Raw genomic sequence first — 17,173 nt, forward strand, 5'->3', positions numbered from 1 at the left:
ATCCATCGAACGCCGAGGAGGCGCACCCCATGCCTCGACAGCCGGGTGCGCCTCCGTGATCCGCCCCACGACGAGACGGGATCGCCACCATCATGCCCACCCCCACCCCGCAACGACAGCTCTCTCGTACCCTGTTGCTCACCGCCGCCGTCGTGCCGCTCGCCCTCGCGGTCGCCGACGACGTCCGCCTGCGGCGCCGCCTCGAGGTTGCCGGACGCGACGAACTCACCGGCCTGCGACGCCGCCAGGCCCTCACCGACCACGGCGAGAAGCTCCTCCCCGCCGGACATCGTGCCGACGACGTCCTGGTCCTGCTCCTGGACGTCGATGCTTTCAAGCAGGTCAACGACGTGTTCGGGCACGCCGCGGGCGACCGGGTCCTGGTCGTCGTCGCCAGGCGCCTGCACCGCTGGTGCTCGGCGCGGCGAGGCCTCGCGGCGCGTCTGGGCGGGGACGAGTTCGGCGCGTTCGTCCGCCTCCCGCGTGCCGACGTCGACCGCGAACTCGTCGACCTGCGCAGCCGATTGAACGAACCCGTCGCGTACGAGGGCCTGGGCCCGGGGGTGCCGTGTTCGGTGTCCGTCGGCGCCGCCCACACCGCCGACCTGCCCGGCCGGCCGTGGACCGCGCTGCTGCGCGCCGCGGACGTGGCGATGTACCGCGTCAAATCCGGCGAGGCCGCGTTCCCGTACCTGGGCACCCGGGACGACGCCGCGACGGCCACCGTCAACGGCCGCCGCCCCGGCCGCCCGGGCACGCACCTGGCCGCCGCCCACGCGGCATGACCACCCCGACTCACCCACAGGAGAGACGTTCCGTGCCCGACATCACCTGGACCGCCGCGCAGCGTACCGCCGAGATCACCTTCCTGCGTGTCGAGGCCGACCGCTGCGACGACGCCCGCGACGACGCCCGAACCACCGCCGCCGACCCGGCCGCCCGCCCCGCCGAACGGGACTTCGCCCGCCGTGCGATCACCACCCACCGGGCCAACGCGGCCCACTACCGCGCCCAGGCTGACGCGCTCGAACAGGGCGCCGATCCGGCCGAACTCGGATACACGGCCTGACATTCCCCGCCGCCCGCCGCCCGCCGCGCGCCTGTCGGCGTGGTCCGGCAGCGGCCCGGCCCCACCCAACGGCACGCGCGTGTTCACCGTCCCGGCCGGCCCCGTACCGGGTCCGGCCCGGGCGGCGGGCGCACGACCACCCGACCCCACCACCATCCGACCCCGCCACGGGAGTGATCTCGCATGCCGGAACCCGTCCACCACCGACCGGCACACACCGTCGCCGAACCCGCATCCGACACCGCCGCCCGGTACGACGACCTCACCCGCTCCCCCGAGTGGATGGCCGGCGAACGCGAGGCCACCGAGCAGATCGCACGGGGCGAGGGCACGTTCTTCGAGGACCTGGACGCGATGTTCGCCCACCTCGAAGGCGAACCCGCGCCGAGCCCGGGGATCCGGATCGTGTCGTTCGGCTACGGCCACCCCGCGCCGCCGCCCGCCGCCGAGATCGTCTGCGACCTTCGAAGGGCGTTCCGCAACCCCCACCACGACCCCGAGATGCGCGAACGTACCGGCCTGGACGAGGACGTCTACCGGCACGTCCTGGCCACCCCCGGCGTCGAGGAACTCACCGCCGCCGTCGCCACCGCCGCCGTGAACCTGCACGCGGCGATCGGCGGCCCGATCACCGTCGCGGCGGGATGTGTCGGAGGCAGGCACCGTGCGGTCGGTGCGGCCCGAAAAATCGCGGACCACATCACCGCCGCGGGGATCACCGTCGAGCTGGTCCACCGCGACGTGCACCTCGACGTCCTGTCCGGCACCCACCACGCGGACGGCCTGGCCGACCCCCTCCCCGAGCCGGGCACCGCGGTCGGCTCCGCACAACCGCACACCACAGGCAGGACGTTCGACCTTCGGGCGCTGCTCGGTGCCGGCGTCGATCCGGTCCCCGTCGAGGAACTGAGCCCGCATGAGCTGCGTTGGGCGCTGACACTCGCCCGCGAGGAGATCGCCGCCCACACGATCAAGTGGGGCGAGGTCGAGGACACCTTCGGCGACGAGATCGCCTGCACACCCGGCTGCCACGGCTCACACCTGATCGCGCCGTGCGAGGAGTGCGACGAGGAGGACGAGGAGGACGCGTAGTTCGTGCGATCGCGATCCCGACCGGCGAACCCGGCCGGGGTCGCGGGGCGCACGAGCACCCCGAACCCCTCGACCCCAGGAGGCGACGTGCCCGACAACCCCCGCCCACCGGCGAACGACGACGAGCCCACACCCGAACACGGCGAAGAGATCCCAGGGTTCGGCGACCTGGCCGCACCCGGACAGATCTGGCACCTGCGCGAATCCGAAGAGTTCGTCCCAACGGCCGACTTCACGCCCGCCCGCATCCGGCTGACCACCGTCTGCCGCCCCGCCGACAGGGCCGGCTGGTTCCGGTTCGCCGACCTCGACATCCACCCCTGGCGCCCGGTGCCGGGCCGCCTGGACCTGGAGGACCTGGAGATCTGCTACGCCCTCGCGGCCTGGCCCCACCACCACGACCTGGCCACCAGCACCGCCGACCCGAGGAGCGAATCATGACCGCCACCGACACCACCATCACGCCGCCGGAGGACTGCCCGGCCCGGCTGCTGTACCGCGCCGGCCGCGAACGCGCCGCCGAAGTCGACGCCCGGATCACCCACCAGCGCGCCGAACAGGCCCGCGCCGCCGCCGAATGCGCCGCCTCGGACGCTACGTACTGGGCGCCCGGCATCGCCGCCCTCGCCGACCCCGACTCCTGGACCGGCTACCCCGAGACCATCCGCGACGACGGCACCCCGCGACCGGCGGGCGCGGCAACCCACCTGGGTGACGACATCTGGGCCTGGTCCACCGACGACGACCGCGGCCCCCTGGCCACCCTCATGGTCCGTTGCACCTGCGGCAGCACCTACCGATCCACCGCGATCCACGGCCACGAGGACGTCGACCACGCCCTCGCGCTCGCCTACGACGCCCGCGACCACACCGACCGGACCTGCCGCACCCTCCATACCTGACCCGCCGACCACCACGGCCGCACCCGCGCGTTCCTGCCACCACGATCCCGACCGCGCCCACCACCCTCGCGGTGTCGGCGCGGTCCGGGTCGTGGGCGCACGAGCCCCCGACACCACCAACCCGACGAGAGGACCGTCGTGATCGAGACCGTGCCCGAACCCACCACCGGCCCTACCACCCCCGACACGCACACACCCACCACCGACACCCACCACACCCTCGACGTGGACGCCCTCCTCGCATGGGGCGCGGCCCACCGCACCCCCGCTGTCCGAACCCTGGCCGAACGCGCGAGCAAAGCCCTGACCGGCCTCGCCGAACGGCGCGAACGCCAGGACGCCGTCCACGCCGCACAACGCCGCGTGATCGACGCCGAACTCCTCCTCGCCCAGGCGCAGCGCGACCTGCGCGCCGCCAAGGCCGGCACCCCCACCGTGCCCACCGCGTCGACCAACGCCTGCCCGGCCGTGCCCGACCCCGATCCGGCGCAGCGGCGGGAGGAGGGTCGCCGGGCTCGGGTGTGGGCGGCGGCGAACAAGGTCGCCTGTCCGGATCGTGGCGTCGTTCCCAAGGGTGTCCTGGTGGGGTATCGCCGGGCGAACGAGGGCGAGATCGTTGGGGTTGTGCGGTGACCGCCGTCGACGACGTCACGCCCCGGGCAGGCTCGGGCGATGGTCCCGGGTCGGGTCTCGACGACGCGGGCCTGGTGGGCGCGCTGCACCGACGGAACGCCGATCTCGTGGCGGGTCATCGTGCCAGCGACACCAAGGCCGGCCTCCTGTTGGCCGTGGTCGGCGTGTTCGCGCCGTCCCTGTCGAGGATGCCGATCGGCCCAGCCCGAGGAGTGGGAGCCGGCCTGGCCCTGGCCGGCGTGCTCCTGGTCCTGGTCCTGGTGCCGCGTACGGGTGGGTGGTTGCGTCCGGCCGTCGACGTGGACACCACGCTGCGGCGGGTTGCCGACCGCGAGTCGCTGCGCGAACTCGCCGTCGAGTACGAACGCCTCGGCCGGATCACCGCGCGCAAACACGCGCTGATCCGCGCCGCGCTGCTCGTGCTCGCGGCCACGCCGGTGATCGCGCTGATCGCGGCGTCGATCCCGTAGCCGGCCGGGCCCGTTGCCCCCGGAACCGCCTGGGCGGTCCGGGGGTTTCGAGCACGGCCGAACCCGGCCGGGCCTCCCCCGCAGACGGGACCCCACCACGTGAACAGCTACCGCCTCGACTACATCGCCGCCGACACCGCGGCGGGCATCGAACTCGTCGCCGACAGCCGGGAGTTCGACGACCGCAACGATGCGTCGGCCATGCGCGAAGCCACCCGCCTCGTCAAGGCCTGGGGCGCACCGCGCGCCTCCACCGAGCGCCGGACGGGCCGCCTGTGGGCGCTGCACCGCGGCAACAAGACGCTCGTCGGCAACGTCTGGCAGTGACCTCGCCTCGGGCGGCCCCACCACGTCGATCACGCGATCACCGCATCGACGGACGGCACCCGGGATCCCGAGACGTCCACGGCATCCGCCCAGCGCACCCGACCGACCCGACCGGCCCGGCCCCGCAAGGCGGGCCGGTCGGACCGCACGAAACACACCCCGGGCCAGGGATCTCACCCGCTCGCCCCCCACCGACAGGACACGCTCATGCAGATCGTCACCGTCGCAGGACACCAGTGGATCACCCTGCGCGAACTCGAACACCTCACCGCCGCAGCCGTCGACGTCGCCGCCCACACCCCGGGATGCGCGATCCTGCGCGCGCTGCCCGGCCGCAGCCGGCTCACCCGCGCCGCGAGCACCGAGGTCATCACCACCCTGGCCGCCGTACGGGTCCACCCCACCGTGCGGTCGGGCCTGACCCGCCTCGCCCACACCGCCGCGAACAACCTCGCCGCCATCAGCTGCTCGGGCGCGTGGGTGTCCGCGCACGACATCGGCGCCGGCCCCGAAACCCGCACCCACCGGCCGTCCCGGTCACGCGAGCACGCCCCCGCCCGGTGACCCGGGCCGCCCGAACCCCTTCCACATCCCCAGGGAATCCCATGACGACATCGAGCAGCCGCACACGCACCCAGGAACCCACCTGGAGCGTGATCGGCCCCCACGGCCCCACACCCGAGACCCACCCCACCCGACACGCGGCGTACCGCGCCGCCGCCGGAGACGACCGCCGCGCCGGCATGGTCCTGGACCCCGCGCGGGGGGTCTACGTCCTGCGGACCCGGACCCGCACCGGGGAGGAGTGCGACACCGGATACGGCGTCACGCTCTCCGTCGACACCGTCCACGGCCGCACGACCCCCCCACGGACGGACCCGGCCCATGCTCGTGTCGGCGATGACCACGCACGAACTGCGCCTGGCGGTCGGGTGCCTCCGCGAAGAGCACACGCTCTGGTTCAACCGCATCCGCGACCTCCTCGGCGGCACCTCGTTCGATCCGGAACTCGGCTGCACCCCCACCTGCGACGGCGCCCGCACCGCGTGGATCTGCGCCCGCGGCTGCACCGGCCGTTGGGACCCGCGCATCCGGGCCCACCTCGACCCCGACGAGATCTCCGACCTGTATCCGACACCGACCGCCACCTGGGTCCTGCGTTCCCTCCAGGCGGCAACGACCCGGCCCGAACACCTCACGATCGACTGGGCGTCGGAGCCGGACCCGGACCCGGACACCTGGACAGGCTGCGAACCCGTCACCCACCACACGCCCGATGCCGCGCTGACCGCGTTCCGCAGCAGCGTCCGCGACGGCGTCGGCACCCGGGCCCGCCTCGACCCCGACCGCGGCGCGTACGTTCTGGAGACCCCGAACCGCGCCACCGGCCGCTACGACCCCTCCGGCGACGAGATCACCCTGTCCGTGAACACCGTCTGGGGAATCTGGCAGGAATACGGGGCCAGCCTGCCCACCCCGGTCGACGCGATGACGACACCGCAACTCCGCCTCGCCGTCATCCAGTTGCGCCACGAGAACACCCGATACGGCACCTGGGCCCGGGACATGCGCACCGGCTCCTGCAGCCGCTCCTGCACCCCCGGCTGCTACGGCGCCCGCACCGACAACCCGTGCACCGCCCACGCCGAAAACCCCGACCCGACACTCGACCCCACCGCGAACCACACACCCGCCGCCCGCTGACCGGCCGCACCCCTTGCCCCCGGAACCGACCACCGCCCGGTACCGGGGGTTTCGAGCGCGGCCGGGCCCGGCCGACGCATCCCTCTCAGACGGGAATCACCACGTGACCACCACCCTGGCTCCCCCGCCACCGCTCCCAACCGTCAAAGCCGAGCCGCCGGCCGAACCGTCGATCGTCGTGCTGTGCGGATCCATGCGCTTCACGCGGGAGATGGCCCGCGAGAACGCACGGCTCACCGCGCTCGGCCACATCGTCCTCGCCCCCGCCGTCGACATGCGCAAACCCACACCCTTGTCCACCGACCCCGCCAGCGCGGCCCGCATGAAACAGCGCCTGGACGAACTCCACCGCGCCAAGATCCGCATGGCCGGGTGGGTCGTCGTGATCTGCCCCGGCGGATACATCGGCGAATCCACCCGCCGAGAGATCGACCTCGCCGCCGAGTTGGGCAAGCCGATCACCTACCGCGACGCGCGCGTGGCCGGCGGCACGGCCGAACAGGCCGGGCGGGAGGCGGCGACGAAGCCCGTGTTCGCCGAGAACTTCGTCGGTGCCCTGCGCGAGGTCCGCCCGCACTGCGGCGACGACCAGACCCTGGAAGTCACGCGCGGCATCCGCTTGCAGGCCCGCAGGGACCGCCTCCACGTCGTCGCCTCGGGCCTGTACACCCTGGCCGTGACCCTGATCGACGCCCCCGGCATCGGCACCTGGGACGTACACGTTCCCCGCCGAGCCGTCCACGCCCTGACCACCCTCGCCCACACCGACGACGCGTACCTGGAACACGTCCCGGCCGACGACGACGGCGTGTCCGCCCTCGTCGTCCACCTCGGCGCGCAGCAATACACCGTGCGGCATCGCTACATCGGCGACTACCCGAACTGGCGCCCGCTGGTGGCCCAAGCCCTCGCAGCCGGCCCCGCCCTCGACCACGAGACGGTGCTGTACGCGGACCGGCTCGCGAGGTTCACCCGCGACGGGCACGACGCGCCGCTGATGATCTGGGGCCACGCCCCCGGGCAGCCGCTGATCGTTACCCGCGGAACCCACCACATCGGCCTGATCAAACCCCTACGGGGCGAGTACGGGCCCGACCCGGACGAGATCCGCGACACCTGGCGCCACACCCTCGCCGACACGGAAACCGGTCGATGATCCGCGCCGGCGACACCGACCTGGGCGACCGCACCAGCCTGGCACTGCTCGCGAACGAGGCCGCGATGCACTCGCGCGGACCCGGCGTCACCGTCCTGTACACCCTCGCCTCCGGGCGCGGCCGGCTCACCACCGCCGACATCGACCAGGCGCTCGCCACCCTCGACGAACTCGCCGCCGCCACCGCAGCCCGCGACGGGGTCCGAACGCACGCCCGGGCCCTGCACACCCGCCTCGCCGAACTGCGGGGCACGACACCGATCGACCTGGCCACCTGAATCCGCCCCGGGGCGGCCGCACGCCGCGACCAAACGAGCGCGACCGCCCCGGGCCCATCCACCGCGCCCCGAACGACGCGGAGAAGGAGCGACCATCGTGAACGCCACCATCACCCGCCGTCCACCCCTCCCCCACACCCACCCCGACACCGAGGCGATCGAGACGATCATCGAACCGGTCTACCGCGAACGCGCCCAGGTCGTCGCCGACCTCGCCGCCCGCTGGCCCGCCGTCCTCGTCGAACACGCCCCCGACCTCCCCGAATACGCGATCGTCCACGTCCACGGAGCCACAGGCCCCATGACCTGGCACGTGAACCGGGCACACCTGGACCTGTTCCCACACGTCCGCCGAGTCCGCGCCGACCACCCCCTGGCGCAATGGGACGGTTGCGCAACCGACGAGAAGTACACCCGCCTGCAGAAACTGCGGGCCGCGCGCGACACCGCGCCCCGCCCCGTCGTCGGCGCCCGCACCGTCTGGCGCGACGGACGCGGCGACCTGTGGATCACCAGCACCGACGACCCCGACCGCATCCACGCCCTCACCCCCGAGTACGCCCCGAACCGCTGGTCCACCCCCGCCGGGTTCCTGACCGCCACCGGCACCCTCACCGCCCTCGGCGCCGCCCGATGACGAACACGTACACCGCACGGTCCACCGTCGACGACCCGACCGCCACCGCCCTCGCCCGGCTCCGCGAACTCGCCGACGAACTCACCGCCGAGGCCGACCTCGCGCCCGTCGGCAGCGACGAATACCTCACCCTGCACACCATCGCCGCCCGCATCCGGGCCGCCACCGCGACCCCCGACCGGTCATGAGCCCGGCGACGAGCACCGCAACCACCCCACTCCTCGACCCGTCCGCCGAACCCGCGTTCACCACGCCCACCACCTACGAACGCGGATCGATGCGGATCACCACCCCCAAGGACCGCCTCGACAACGGACACGTGAGCTGGTTCTGCAACGACTGCGGCGCCCGCCGCTCCCTCACCACCCGACGCCCGGACGAGGCCGCAGCGCTGGCCGCCCAATGGCACGCCCACCGCTGCGACCCTCTGCCCGAACACTGGATGGTCGCTCCGATCGAGATGCCCTGCGACCTGTGCCGAGTCCACACCCGCACACGATCCCCACGACTCGGACGACCACGCCACCCGCTCTGTGCCGAACGCCGCATCCCCCGACCCACGACCACGACCGCCGCAGCGCCGACCGCGGTTGCCCGTCGGCCGGCACGAACGACTCCCGCCCCGCCCGCACGCGGTGATCCCCGATCCGGGACCACGTGAGGACCCCGATAGACCACCCCACGCCCCAGGGCCCTCGCACGCGTATTGCGCGCGAGGGCCCTTTTTTGTTTGCGGCACTCGACGACGAATCGCGGCCACGACATCCGAAACGACCTGGTCCTTCAGGGAGGGACACAAGTCGCGCATCCCTGGATCGTCACCCCCGCTCACCCACACCGACGAAGTGAGGCATCTCCCGTGAACGATCAGCGGCAACCGATACCCGCACCTCCTCCCGACCGCACCGGCCACGATCGGCGAACGGCCGTCCGCGTGAGTCGCGACCTGGCCGGGCACGCCGCCCGCGGCGTCGCCTTCCGAGCCGGCGTCACCGCCTGGTCCTGGATAGAGAGGCTGTGGCTCACCCACCACTGAACCGCCCGCCCGCCACCCCGCGCGCCCTGTCGGGCGCCGGGGTTGCGGGCGCACACTGGTGGACAAGCCTTCCGACCCGAGGGAGTACGACGATGGCCGAGCACGGCAAGGGCGAGCACGTCCTCGTCACCCACGTCCGCGGTGAACGCGTCGAACTGCCCGGCACGATCGGGGAGATCCGCGCGGGCCTCGCCGACGACGAGGCCCGCGCCGCCTTCGACCGCGAGATCGACCAAGCGCCGCTCGACCGTGTCGCGCTGATCGCCGCCCGCTGGGGCCTCCCCCAGGCCGCCCGCGACGAGGACGACGAACTGATCGCCCGCATCCGCGCCGGAGACACCACCGCAGCGCGGGAACTCACCGCAGAGGAACTCGACTACGAGGCCTCCGAGAGGTGAGTCGCTACCGGGTGCAGTACGGGGACATCGCCCGGACCAGCCGCGAAGCCCTGCCCGCCACCCGCAGATCCCTGTTCGACCGCGACATCGACCGACTCGCCGACGACCCCTACGGCTGCGGCTCCTACGCCGTACGCGACAAGGACACCCGCGAGGCACTGGTCGGCGGATGCGTGACGCTGTACCTGGTGTCCGACGGCGTCCTGGTGGTCACCGTTGTCCGACTCCAGGGCCCGCCCTGACCGGTCCGGACATCGACCGGACACGGCAGGCGTCGGACGGCGGTTGACGTGTCCGGACACAACTCCGAGTGGACCCGCTTCCTTCGGCCGGTGGGTGGCCCCGGACACAGGTGGCCGACGCGTGTCAGCGGCGAATGCGTCGGCACCGGAGGGCGCCGAACCGCGCCCCCCCGCGAGGTGTCGGCCAGCGTCCGTGTGTCCGGACATCGACCGGACACACGGACGCTGGCCGACGCTCCCGGAGTCCCCGATCCCGTTCCCCGGCTGGTGTGTCCGGCGTCGAACGCGATGTCGGGGCGCACCCGTTAGGGGCGGAAACCGTCATATCCATGATCGTTCTTGCCCGGGCGGGCAAGAACGATCATGGCCGGTCGATGTCCGGACACACGACCCGGACATCGACCGGCCGGGTCGCCTTGGCCGACGGGTCTCGTGTCCGGACATCCGCCACCGGACACAGCCCATGCCAGCCGGGCCCGGTTACGGATGACCGGACATCCCTGTGCGGCATCGGACACGATGACGGTCCGAGCCCCGACATCATCGAGAACCGCATCTCGAAGCCACGCCCACGGACGAACCCGTCTGCGGTGTTGTCGCCGGCCCGTCACGGAAGCCGGTGCACGGCGTCGTGTCTTTACCGGGTAAAGAGCTCCACGACTCCGGGTTCACCACGGGAGGCGGCTGCGGTCTTTACCCGGTAAAGATCCATGCGCCCACTCGTCCCGCTTCCCTGTCAGCTCGACTGCGGCAGGCCCGCTTCGTGACCGATCCGGGCCAGCTCCGACCCCCACGGGGAACCGGCCATGATCTTGTCGAACGCTCCCGTGGCGAGGAACACGAGGTTGAAGACCTGGAAGGGCAGGAACTCTGTGATGTCGAGTTTCCCCTCGTAGTGCGGAGTGGTGTACAGGCGGACCGGCTCCCCCGGTCCATCGGTGAAGAAGCATCTGGCCAGGGTGATCGTGGGATGCGCGAGCTGCGTGGTGGCCAGCCAGATCGCCTTCGATCCGCCCGTCGGGTCCATGCGATCCAGGAGTTGCGCCACGTTGGTGTAGACGTCCCCCGGCTGCGCCGGGACGGTTGCCGACGCGACCTTCGCCCGTGCGGCATCCATTTCGGCGACGGTCTCGGCCGTGGGTCCGAACACCGAAGGATCGACTGCGGTACTCAGCTTCCCATGCTTGAACCGGAATGCATTATTCAGAGAATCGACCGCGGCGTCACCGTCCTCGGCCAGGCGCCACAGCTGCGCCACGGCCTCGATCAGCAATCGCACGTTGGGGGAGGCGTGGTGGCCGAGTTCCCTGCGGTGCAGGACCACGACGGCGGTCGCCTGTCGGTAGGACTCGGCCAGGAATCCCCAGCCGACGAGGAAGACTCGCAACCCGTTGTCGGGAACGTGTCTCGTGACGTCCCGATCCAGCAGGATCCCCAGGGACTCCAAGCCGGCCAGGGCCCGTTCGTTCATCTCGTGCGCGTGCGCCATGCCCCGGACGGTAGACCTCGCCTTCGTGAAGACGCCGGCGGATTTCGCCCGTGGGGGAGCGCAGCCGACGAAGTGCCCGGGCGAGGATCGAACGTGACGACGGCCCGCCTTCGCGTGGACACGGGCCGCCCAGGTCACGCGCGATCTTTACGGGGTAAAGACGATCGCCCGTGGCCGGCTCGGGGAGCCCGACGACAGCGCGGCCGGATCCCTCCACGGCCGAATGCCCCGGGACCCGGCGCAGCCGTTCGACCACCTCCGCCGGATCGGACCCCCGCGTCGCCGCAGCCAGCGCGGCCGCAGAGGTGGCCGCGCGAGCCCCGACTGCCAGCTCCGGCGGCGCCTTCTCCACCGGGGAGAAATCTGCGGCCCGCTGCCGGCCAGCGCCTTTGAGGCCGCTGGGGAGGGGAGTGTTGGCTCACCCGAGGTATTGAGCACGCGAACGATCGTCGGCTGTTGCCGACGGCGGGCCGACCGAGACGTCGCATCGCCCGGACGTCACGATGGCCCGCCTCCCGCGTGGGTGACGGACCATCGTGACGCCGGTCTTTACCGGGTAAAGATCCTTCGGCTGCTCAGCTCGTGAGTCCGTCGAGGAGGAGGGCGGCCAACTCCTCTATGGCGTCTCGCTCCATGACCAGACGCAGTTGCTCCGCCATCTTGACGGGGCTGGACACCCGGATCACGGGGGCCGGTTCGAGCGCCGTCGCAACGCCTGCGGACACTGGGGTGGACACGGCCGCCGCGACCTCCGGAGCGGGGGAGTGGTCAACGACCTTCGTTGCAGGCCTCCGCTGCGCGGGAGTTCTCGTCGTGACCGACGGCGCGTGCGGGGATTCGGTGGGGACGGCCACGGGAACGGGGGCGTTCTCGGGCGCGGTCGCAGGTTTGCTCTTTACCCGGTAAAGGTCCTCCACGGCCGCGACCTGTGCGTTGGGCGGGAGGCCGCCGATGGACCGTGCCTGCTTCACGCCGAACACGCCGTCGTTCGCCGCCAGCCGCTCCTGGAGCTCCGGCACGAGCTTGAGCAGGACACGGCGCTGCGATACCCACCCCTCGGATCGGCCCAGGACCTTGGCGACGGCGGATGCCGTCCCGAGGGTCGCGATCAGATCCTCGATCGCGCGTGCCTGTTCCAGCGGTGCGAAGTCCTTGTGCTGGACGCTGGTGACGAGGACACTCACGCGCGCCGTGACATCGTCCTTGACGCGTTCGTCGTCGACCACGCAGGCCAGGTGCGGGCGGGCGAGGAGTTCACACGCGCGCCTGCGACGGTTGCCGTCCATGACGACGAACCGGATCCGGGCGGCCTCCTCCGGGGTCGCCGACCTGTCGACGTGGATGCTCAGGTGGGCCGCCTGGTCCGGGTAGACGGCGAGGAACGCCGCCTTCGTGACGAGCGTGGCGACCGATGCCTGACCGATCTGGTCGAGCGACGACTTCAGTTCCGTGACGTCGCCGAGTTCCTCGCGCGGGTTGTGCGGGTTGTACGCGATCTCGTGCAGCGGGACCTTGAGGCTCGCCCCGTCGACAGGGGGCGCACCGAGCTCCCGGACCCGGGCGGCGTCCGCCTTCGCGGTGCCCGCGAGGGCCCCCAACTGGACACGGTTCCTGCTGGCCACCTCAGACCGCCTTCGTCTTCGTGTGCGTGGCCCGGGGCTTGGCGCCCAGGCCGAGTTCCATGGCCAGGCGGTAGAAGTCCTGGGCCGCTTCGAGGGAGACCCGGTTCTTCGGGTACTGGGTGACGACGACGCCGTCGGCCGCCGCGCGGGCGTGGACCTTGTAGTGCCGCACCACGGTCTCGGCCCGGTTCCAACCCTGGGCGTCGACGAACTCGATCGTGCCGTCCCGGTCCGCGAAGCCGTCGCGGACCTCCCAGTTGTTCACGAAGACGGTGTACGGGAGACCGCGTGGGGCGATCGCGAACTCGACGGTGTTCGTCGTGGGGATGTAGCACAGGGGTTCGCACTCGATCGGCACGATCACCTGGTCCGCGACCTCGAAGACCGCCTCGAGGATGTCCGCCGTCTCCGTGGTCCCCCACGGGCGCTCGGGGTGCTTCGGATTCGCCGGCGGAAACCAGCCCGGGGTGTCGATGAAGATGTCATCGTAGTCGGTGCTGTGCCGCAGGCCCAGAATGGCGTCGGCGTCGAACGCTTCCGCGAAATGGAACGGGAGTTCGTCGCCCACCCGATCCGCCCACCAGGGCGCTGAGCCCTGCGGGTCACAGCTGACGACCAGGACGGAACGGCTCCCATCCTTACGAGGCTTGTGCACGTCGGCGGTGACCGCCGCGAGATTGACGGCGGCCGTCGACTTGCCGACGCCGCCCTTCTGATTTGCGACAACGTGGATCCTTGCCACGGGTACTCCCAACGGTTGGTTTAATTCCCCGGTGCATCCGCAGGAGCGGAGCGGCACGAACTATGCCACCTTCACTCGCGTTTGACGGTCGATTGACACCCATCACCGCTCAGATCGGGCGTACGTCACACGAACGACAGCCCTTCTTTACCCGGTAAAGATCGCGCGTGGTCCGGAACTCCGTTGGCCCGGGGCCAGCTATAGCGCTCAGGGGAGCCTTTGGCGACGGCGGTCGCAGTGCCTGCAAACGCGGGACTGGGAACCGGTGGGACCGCGGCAACGGAGCTCGAAGACCGCATCCCTTCTGCGCCGTGTGCTGCCGTTGCGATTGCGACTCGGACGATCAGTTGATGACCTTGGCCGGTCGCCCGTCGTTGGAATGCTGCCGAACGGCACGACGGAATTCACCGTGACATTGAGCCTGACTCCCGACGGGGTTCGCAGGTTGACGGCGACCACGGTTCGCGTGGCAAGCACGCGAGGGAGACCCGTGGACCTCGAAGCCGCCCTCGCCCATCTCTTCAACAACGCCCCACTGGAGCCCGAGAGCACCTCGAACGAAGCAGAGGGACCACTGCAGAGAGCGGCGACGACTGCCGCAGCGCAACGCGAACTTGGCGACGTTCTGCACCAGGACGTACTCGATGCCAGCGCGGCAGGTCACAGTTGGCGAGAGATCGCCGCAGTGGTGCGCATGCCGGTGGCCACCCTCTTCAAAACGGTGGCGGCGGGGCGTCCATTGTCGGTCGTCAGCACAGGTCGTGGTACTCGTTGACGACCCCTCCACCCTGTGACGTCACGCCTCGGCCTTCGACGCCCTGAACGCGATCGCGTTGCACCGGGCGCGCATGTCGATGCTGTCGGGAGTCATGGTCAGACGTTGCCAGCGCAAGTTGCTGTAGTGCACGACCTGTTTGGGATCGTCGGTGAGCAACTTCGCGCGACAACTCCCTTTCCGAGCGACGTCCGCGCAATGGCAATCCTGGAAATCCACCCGCCATCCCGCTCCGGTGGGAGCCTGCGTGAACAACCGCAAGAGATCCCTACACGACGGTCCGTCCGTGGTCTCCAGAGACCAATCGACCCGGTTGCCGACCGTGGTGACCCACACGTCGGTGCCGTTGGCGGTGCCGGGGCCGGTGGTGGCACGGATACGACGCAGGATCGCGGAGCCGACCCTTGGGTCCTGTTCTTCGGTGACCGGGAGCCGGAGCTGGGCCGCAATACGTTCGGCGCGGCTCCAGTCCGGAAGCTCGAACAGCGGCTCGTACAGCTCACCAGGACGACCCGCGGCGACCGCGCGGGTCCACCAGCGTGGATTGAAACCGGTCAGACGCACCGACGCGGTGGTTCCCGGGCGGGTGAGACGAACGTGATTTCCGTCGATACGCGAACGGAGACCCGGCACTCCGCCCACCGCATCGGCGGGACTGTCGTCGGCCGAGTCGAAAAACGGCAGGAGACGCATCGCCCAATGGGCGATCACGAAAGGCTCCTTCAGCAGACGCACCGTGAGACGGTGCGGTTCGGGACGCACACCGACGATGCCGAGAGGGTACGGCGTCAGTCCGCCCAACCCCTTGCCCTTCAGCAGGACGTCACTCTCCAACGCGGCCTGTTGACGACATTCGGCAGCGGGAATCGCGCACTCGCCACCGCCGGGAGCTACGAGGGCCCGATGGCTCTCGCCGGTACAACTGCGCCGGGCGTGGGTGGGGCGGTCGCCGGGAGTGTTCATCGCGCTCTTCCACACGGAGCGCCCCCTCGCTCACAGTGCTTGGCGTCGACGTGGCGAACACGGGCAATACACGTGCCGGATGCAGCACGGGAAGGTCAAGGCCGATACTCGGCGACCGGAACGGGGGAGAACGGTCGCGCGGCCGGGTCCTTCGAACCCGCGCCCATCACAGCCTCCTCGCCGCCACCGGGTCAACACGCCACGCTGCATCCGCACCGGGACGAGTGTCTTCCACCCGGTTAGCCACGGAAGTCCGTTTGCAGCCCGGCCCCTCAGACACGGCTGCGGCGGTGCAGGCGCACGGCCTTGACCATGGCGACGGCGGCCGCAGTGGACAGGACGGCGCGGATGCCGTTCCAGATGTTCCAGGTGGTCTCGAAGTCGGCGCGGGACTTGGCCGGGTCGACAGTGCCAGCGTGGGCGAGTGCCTGGTTGAGCGGGACGTTGATGCCCGAGGTGGTCAGGACCGTGGTGGTGTAGAGCGCGAGGGCGACGAGGGCCCAGCGCATTGCCGTGCGGCTGTGCGCCCGGAGTTTCCAGGCGGCGATTGCGGGGGCGGCCATCGCGGCGGTGAAGACGGTGAAGAACAGCGGGTTCTCGATGCCGCTGTTGATGTTTTGCATGGTGCTGACGAAGTCGGCGTCGCCCTTGGTGCCCAGCCACGGCATCACCGCAGCGGAGAAGGTGACGTAGGTACCGGCCATCAGGCCGTTCGCGGCCGCGCCTGCGGTAAGCCAGCGACCGGCAGTGCTGCGGCCTGCGGCGATCGGGCCAGCGGGGGCGAGGGTGTGGTCGGCCGTGGCCATGGCGAACTCCTGGGGAGGCGAGGATGGGCGAGGGAGGAGCGGTTCGCGGTTTCCCGTCTTGCCGCTCCGTTCCCGACACCTCAAGGTTCTCGTCCACGCAGGAGTCGAACAACGGTCGTCCTCGCAACCACCGTTAACCCCGAGGTTATCGATGCAACGGAGGATTCCGCCGGGTGGCCACGTCCCTTTGGGCGGGCGGCCGAAACGCTTAACGGACCGGCGCTCCAATATCGATGGCATCGATCGTTTGGAACGGCACTCGTTGCGGCTCATGCATCTCGCGCCCAGTCGAGGTTGCCTTGTACGGTCGCGATCATCGGATGGCCCGGGCTGAGTACCCGCTTGCAGTCTTCGAGGGTGCGTTCGTACAGTTCGGCGGCGCGGCCCACGTCGCCTGCGGACGCGTAGGCGTGGGCGAGGTTGTTGCGGGAGGCCAGGGTGTCGGGGTGGTCCTCGCCCAGCACCCGCTTGCAGTCTTCGAGGGTGCGTTCGTACAGCTCGACGGCCCGGCCCACGTCGCCTGCCGACGCGTAGGCGTAGGCGAGGTTGTTGCGGGAGGCCAGGGTGTCGGGCTGGTCCTCGCCCAACACCCGCTCCCGGTCGGCGAGGGTGCGTTCGAACAGTTCGACGGCTCGACCTGCGTCGCCTGCGGACTCGTAGACGTACGCGAGGTTGTTGCGGCAGGCGAGGGTGTCGGGGTGGTCCTCGCCCAGTACCCGCACCGAGTCTTCGAGGGTGCGTCGGAACAGTTCGAGGGCTCGACCCACGTCGCCCGCGGACTCGTAGGCGCCCGCGAGATTGCTGCGGGAGGTCAGGGTGTTCGGGTGATTCT

At 71.0% G+C, this 17,173-nt stretch carries 24 protein-coding genes; 18 read left to right on the top strand and 6 right to left on the bottom strand.

Features of this window, described 5'->3' with window-relative positions; all coding sequences use genetic code 11:
• Positions 1-92 precede the first annotated feature (92 nt).
• From EMA17_RS36710 to EMA17_RS36790, 17 genes are all read left to right on the top strand, one after another.
• Positions 93-785: a GGDEF domain-containing protein gene (locus EMA17_RS36710; protein ID WP_126641521.1), complete on the top strand. Its 693-nt coding sequence runs from the start codon at positions 93-95 to the stop codon at positions 783-785.
• A gap of 32 nt (positions 786-817) precedes the next feature.
• Positions 818-1,069, top strand: coding sequence for a hypothetical protein (locus tag EMA17_RS36715; RefSeq protein WP_126641522.1), 252 nt, complete (start codon positions 818-820; stop codon positions 1,067-1,069).
• A 183-nt stretch (positions 1,070-1,252) separates the two neighbouring features.
• On the top strand, positions 1,253-2,161 hold the full coding sequence (locus EMA17_RS36720) for a RapZ C-terminal domain-containing protein (RefSeq protein WP_246127134.1): 909 nt from the start codon (positions 1,253-1,255) through the stop codon (positions 2,159-2,161).
• A gap of 87 nt (positions 2,162-2,248) precedes the next feature.
• Entirely contained in the window at positions 2,249-2,602 is a 354-nt protein-coding gene (locus tag EMA17_RS36725; RefSeq protein WP_126641523.1) for a hypothetical protein, read from the top strand.
• The gene (locus EMA17_RS36730) at positions 2,599-3,063 is read left to right on the top strand and encodes a hypothetical protein (protein ID WP_126641524.1); all 465 of its coding nucleotides are present in this window, start codon (positions 2,599-2,601) and stop codon (positions 3,061-3,063) included. The genes EMA17_RS36725 and EMA17_RS36730 overlap by 4 nt, the downstream gene beginning before the upstream one ends.
• Before the next feature lie 138 nt (positions 3,064-3,201).
• A complete protein-coding gene (locus EMA17_RS36735) occupies positions 3,202-3,696 on the top strand; it encodes a hypothetical protein (protein WP_126641525.1) in 495 nt (164 codons plus the stop codon).
• Entirely contained in the window at positions 3,693-4,166 is a 474-nt protein-coding gene (locus EMA17_RS36740; RefSeq protein WP_126641526.1) for a Pycsar system effector family protein, read from the top strand. Before EMA17_RS36735 ends, EMA17_RS36740 begins: the two co-directional genes overlap by 4 nt.
• A gap of 99 nt (positions 4,167-4,265) precedes the next feature.
• Positions 4,266-4,493 carry a hypothetical protein gene (locus EMA17_RS36745; RefSeq protein WP_126641527.1) on the top strand — a complete coding sequence of 76 codons (228 nt, stop codon included), beginning with the start codon at positions 4,266-4,268 and terminating at the stop codon, positions 4,491-4,493.
• 207 nt (positions 4,494-4,700) lie between these two features.
• A complete protein-coding gene (locus EMA17_RS36750; protein ID WP_126641528.1) occupies positions 4,701-5,057 on the top strand; it encodes a hypothetical protein in 357 nt (118 codons plus the stop codon).
• 336 nt (positions 5,058-5,393) lie between these two features.
• Positions 5,394-6,197, top strand: a complete 804-nt coding sequence (locus EMA17_RS36755; RefSeq protein WP_126641529.1) for a hypothetical protein — start codon at positions 5,394-5,396, stop codon at positions 6,195-6,197.
• Between the two features lie 103 nt (positions 6,198-6,300).
• Entirely contained in the window at positions 6,301-7,353 is a 1,053-nt protein-coding gene (locus EMA17_RS36760) for a hypothetical protein (protein ID WP_126641530.1), read from the top strand.
• Positions 7,350-7,631 carry a hypothetical protein gene (locus EMA17_RS36765; RefSeq protein WP_126641531.1) on the top strand — a complete coding sequence of 94 codons (282 nt, stop codon included), beginning with the start codon at positions 7,350-7,352 and terminating at the stop codon, positions 7,629-7,631. Before EMA17_RS36760 ends, EMA17_RS36765 begins: the two co-directional genes overlap by 4 nt.
• Positions 7,632-7,728: 97 nt before the next feature.
• Positions 7,729-8,268 (top strand): WDGH domain-containing protein, encoded by a 540-nt coding sequence (locus tag EMA17_RS36770; RefSeq protein ID WP_126641532.1) that lies wholly within the window; start codon positions 7,729-7,731, stop codon positions 8,266-8,268.
• The gene (locus tag EMA17_RS36775) at positions 8,265-8,456 is read left to right on the top strand and encodes a hypothetical protein (protein ID WP_126641533.1); all 192 of its coding nucleotides are present in this window, start codon (positions 8,265-8,267) and stop codon (positions 8,454-8,456) included. The genes EMA17_RS36770 and EMA17_RS36775 overlap by 4 nt, the downstream gene beginning before the upstream one ends.
• Positions 8,453-8,929 (top strand): hypothetical protein, encoded by a 477-nt coding sequence (locus tag EMA17_RS36780; protein ID WP_126641534.1) that lies wholly within the window; start codon positions 8,453-8,455, stop codon positions 8,927-8,929. The genes EMA17_RS36775 and EMA17_RS36780 overlap by 4 nt, the downstream gene beginning before the upstream one ends.
• A 467-nt stretch (positions 8,930-9,396) precedes the next feature.
• Entirely contained in the window at positions 9,397-9,702 is a 306-nt protein-coding gene (locus tag EMA17_RS36785) for a hypothetical protein (RefSeq protein ID WP_126641535.1), read from the top strand.
• Entirely contained in the window at positions 9,699-9,944 is a 246-nt protein-coding gene (locus EMA17_RS36790) for a hypothetical protein (protein ID WP_246127135.1), read from the top strand. Before EMA17_RS36785 ends, EMA17_RS36790 begins: the two co-directional genes overlap by 4 nt.
• Positions 9,945-10,680: 736 nt before the next feature.
• On the opposite strand, the gene EMA17_RS36795 is transcribed toward EMA17_RS36790, so the two are convergent.
• From EMA17_RS36795 to EMA17_RS36805, 3 genes are all read right to left on the bottom strand, one after another.
• Positions 10,681-11,433, bottom strand: coding sequence for a hypothetical protein (locus tag EMA17_RS36795; RefSeq protein WP_126641536.1), 753 nt, complete (start codon positions 11,431-11,433; stop codon positions 10,681-10,683).
• A gap of 575 nt (positions 11,434-12,008) precedes the next feature.
• Positions 12,009-13,055, bottom strand: coding sequence for a ParB/RepB/Spo0J family partition protein (locus tag EMA17_RS36800; protein WP_126641537.1), 1,047 nt, complete (start codon positions 13,053-13,055; stop codon positions 12,009-12,011).
• A gap of 1 nt (position 13,056) precedes the next feature.
• Positions 13,057-13,809: a ParA family protein gene (locus tag EMA17_RS36805; protein WP_281290575.1), complete on the bottom strand. Its 753-nt coding sequence runs from the start codon at positions 13,807-13,809 to the stop codon at positions 13,057-13,059.
• Between the two features lie 478 nt (positions 13,810-14,287).
• Here EMA17_RS36805 and EMA17_RS36810 point away from each other — a divergent pair, with 478 nt between their 5' ends.
• Positions 14,288-14,572: a hypothetical protein gene (locus tag EMA17_RS36810; RefSeq protein ID WP_126641539.1), complete on the top strand. Its 285-nt coding sequence runs from the start codon at positions 14,288-14,290 to the stop codon at positions 14,570-14,572.
• 21 nt (positions 14,573-14,593) lie between these two features.
• On the opposite strand, the gene EMA17_RS36815 is transcribed toward EMA17_RS36810, so the two are convergent.
• The 3 genes from EMA17_RS36815 to EMA17_RS36825 all read right to left on the bottom strand — a co-directional run.
• Positions 14,594-15,535, bottom strand: a complete 942-nt coding sequence (locus EMA17_RS36815; RefSeq protein WP_126641540.1) for a hypothetical protein — start codon at positions 15,533-15,535, stop codon at positions 14,594-14,596.
• 272 nt (positions 15,536-15,807) lie between these two features.
• Complete coding sequence (locus EMA17_RS36820) at positions 15,808-16,341, bottom strand: anthrone oxygenase family protein (RefSeq protein ID WP_160161702.1); 534 nt, start codon at positions 16,339-16,341, stop codon at positions 15,808-15,810.
• A 269-nt stretch (positions 16,342-16,610) separates the two neighbouring features.
• On the bottom strand, positions 16,611-17,173 hold a 563-nt coding region (locus tag EMA17_RS36825), incomplete at its 5' end, for a tetratricopeptide repeat protein (protein ID WP_148112339.1).

This window comes from Embleya hyalina (assembly GCF_003967355.1).
GTDB classification, from domain to species: Bacteria; Actinomycetota; Actinomycetes; order Streptomycetales; family Streptomycetaceae; genus Embleya; species Embleya hyalina.

What these genes read in the sequence shown, in the direction of transcription:
- EMA17_RS36710 (WP_126641521.1), top strand. Translation starts at nt 93, where the DNA reads ATGCCCACCCCCACCCCGCAACGACAGCTCTCTCGTACCCTGTTGCTC.
- EMA17_RS36720 (WP_246127134.1), top strand. Translation starts at nt 1,253, where the DNA reads ATGCCGGAACCCGTCCACCACCGACCGGCACACACCGTCGCCGAACCC.
- EMA17_RS36730 (WP_126641524.1), top strand. Translation starts at nt 2,599, where the DNA reads ATGACCGCCACCGACACCACCATCACGCCGCCGGAGGACTGCCCGGCC.
- EMA17_RS36750 (WP_126641528.1), top strand. Translation starts at nt 4,701, where the DNA reads ATGCAGATCGTCACCGTCGCAGGACACCAGTGGATCACCCTGCGCGAA.
- EMA17_RS36755 (WP_126641529.1), top strand. Translation starts at nt 5,394, where the DNA reads ATGACCACGCACGAACTGCGCCTGGCGGTCGGGTGCCTCCGCGAAGAG.
- EMA17_RS36765 (WP_126641531.1), top strand. Translation starts at nt 7,350, where the DNA reads ATGATCCGCGCCGGCGACACCGACCTGGGCGACCGCACCAGCCTGGCA.
- EMA17_RS36775 (WP_126641533.1), top strand. Translation starts at nt 8,265, where the DNA reads ATGACGAACACGTACACCGCACGGTCCACCGTCGACGACCCGACCGCC.
- EMA17_RS36780 (WP_126641534.1), top strand. Translation starts at nt 8,453, where the DNA reads ATGAGCCCGGCGACGAGCACCGCAACCACCCCACTCCTCGACCCGTCC.
- EMA17_RS36785 (WP_126641535.1), top strand. Translation starts at nt 9,397, where the DNA reads ATGGCCGAGCACGGCAAGGGCGAGCACGTCCTCGTCACCCACGTCCGC.
- EMA17_RS36795 (WP_126641536.1), bottom strand. Translation starts at nt 11,433, where the DNA reads ATGGCGCACGCGCACGAGATGAACGAACGGGCCCTGGCCGGCTTGGAG.
- EMA17_RS36815 (WP_126641540.1), bottom strand. Translation starts at nt 15,535, where the DNA reads ATGAACACTCCCGGCGACCGCCCCACCCACGCCCGGCGCAGTTGTACC.
- EMA17_RS36820 (WP_160161702.1), bottom strand. Translation starts at nt 16,341, where the DNA reads ATGGCCACGGCCGACCACACCCTCGCCCCCGCTGGCCCGATCGCCGCA.